Source organism: Terrisporobacter muris, assembly GCF_024621905.1.
GTDB lineage: Bacteria > Bacillota > Clostridia > Peptostreptococcales > Peptostreptococcaceae > Terrisporobacter > Terrisporobacter muris.
The window spans coordinates 1-2041 of the sequence record NZ_JANKBY010000482.1; the positions used below are offsets into that span (position 1 = coordinate 1).

Consider the following 2041-nt stretch of genomic DNA (forward strand, 5'->3'; position numbering starts at 1 on the left):
ATTTTATATTTTTATTTTATATTTAGGTATTAATTTGCTTATATAGCTTCTGGCTTATGACTAATTTTACCTAAATCTTTTTTTGCAAATTTTTGTATTTTACTTGTCAATCCTCTTGGTATTTCTGTTGATTCACTTCTTTCAGCTTCTAATAATTCTTCTAATAATTCAAAGCTTTTCCATGGATCAATATCTCCACATGTAAAGAAATCCGCTGCTGCATACCCATACTCTGGCCATGTGTGTATTGTTAAATGCGATTCAGCTATTATTACTGCACCTGATACCCCCCATGGATTAAAATGATGGAAAACCGAATCAACTATTGTTGCCTTTGCATTTAATGCTGAATTGTTCATATACTCTTCTATAAGTTTTGGATTTGATAACATCTTCTCATTGCAGTTATAATATTCTACTAATATATGACGTCCTAATGTTTCAAATTTCATATTATTCACTTCCTTTGTTCTATTTTTCTTTTATTACCAAAATTGTATTTAGTTCTTTATCAAGCATGTCCGTTAAATGTGCATTACTCTTTTTAAGAACCTTTATATACTCTAGAATTTCTCTAGTTATTATTTCTCCTGGCGATATTATAGGAATCCCTGGGGGATATGCCATAATATTTTCTCCGCATATTCTATCAACAGAATTTTCAATCTCTATACTTTCCTTTTCACTGTAGTAAGCATCTCTTGGGTTCTTTTCTATAATAGGATTTATTTGTTTTAAAGAATAATTGTTTAATATACATTTATTTTTATTTCTTTTAGAAATAATTTCTAAAGCGTTTATAAGCCTATCAACATCATTTTTAGTAGTTCCTAAAGATATTAGTGCTAGTATATTATATAAATCCCCCAACTCTACCTGTATATCAAAATCTTGATATAATATATCATAAACTTCAAATCCCGTTATATTTAATCCATTAACATTTATGCATAACTTTGTTTCATCCAAAAATTTGAACTTATCTTTGCTATAATTACTATGATTAATAACCTTTATTCCAGGTATTTTATTAAGCTTATATTTAGCATACTTAGAAAGATTCAAAGCTTTTGATAATTGTTGTTTGCCATTTACAACCAAATTATATCTAGCTCCATCGATGCTTGACATTAGTAAATAGGATGCAGATGTAGACTGTAACATATTTAGAGTTTGGCTAACTTTTTTAAAATCAATATTTTTTTCATTAATAAGCAAAGCAGATGCTTGCGTTAAAGCTCCTCCTGTTTTATGCATACTTACAGCTGACATATCCGCTTTTAATTTCATTGCTGAGGGTGGTAAGTCATCATGAAATGTAAAATGTGCTCCATGAGCTTCATCTACTAGAACTAATACTGAATGCTTTCTACATAAACTTATTATCTTTTCTAAATCACAGCAAGCTCCATAATATGTTGGATTTAATAAAAATATCGCTTTTATATCTCTATTTTTTTTAACTCTTTTTTCACACTTTGGTAACTTACATTCAAACTTATACCTAGCTCTTCATCAAATTCAGGTTGAATATACACTGGATTACCACCACTAAGTATTAGTGCATTAATAACTGATTTATGTATATTCCTTGGTAGAAGTATTTTTTCATTAGGATTTATTATGCTTAAAATCATCGTATGAATTGCCTGCGTTGTTCCATTTGTTACAAAAAAAGCTTTATCACATCCATAAGCTTCAGCTAATAATTCTTGAGCTTTTTTTATAATTCCATTTGGCTTAGATACATTATCCATATATGGAGATGAGTTTATATCCATTTTCATAATATTATCTCCTAAAAATTCATTTAGCACTTTAACACCCTTATTTTTCACATGACCTGGAACATCAAAACAAGCTATAGATCTATTTGAGTAATCTTTTAATCCATGCAATAAAGGTAAATCTTCTTCACTTAATTCAATATTATAATTTTCTGCAATCATACTTCAGCCTCCTTCCATCAATAAAATAGTTATTATTTCTAATTTTATAATTTAGTTTTATTAAACTTACGAAACAAATTATATAAACTTTT

At 28.1% G+C, this 2041-nt stretch carries 2 protein-coding genes and 1 pseudogene; all 3 read right to left on the minus strand.

The annotated features are described in order from the left end of the window. Positions 1–38: 38 nt before the first annotated feature. Positions 39–452 (minus strand): adenosylmethionine decarboxylase, encoded by a 414-nt coding sequence (gene speD, locus NSA58_RS19545; RefSeq protein ID WP_039680570.1) that lies wholly within the window; start codon positions 450–452, stop codon positions 39–41. A 19-nt stretch (positions 453–471) separates the two neighbouring features. Continuing rightward, positions 472–870 (minus strand): Orn/Lys/Arg family decarboxylase, encoded by a 399-nt coding sequence (locus tag NSA58_RS19550; RefSeq protein WP_257560883.1) that lies wholly within the window; start codon positions 868–870, stop codon positions 472–474. A 6-nt stretch (positions 871–876) separates the two neighbouring features. Continuing rightward, positions 877–1949: pseudogene (locus NSA58_RS19555) on the minus strand (aminotransferase class I/II-fold pyridoxal phosphate-dependent enzyme); the annotation flags it as partial. Between the last annotated feature and the right edge of the window lie 92 nt (positions 1950–2041).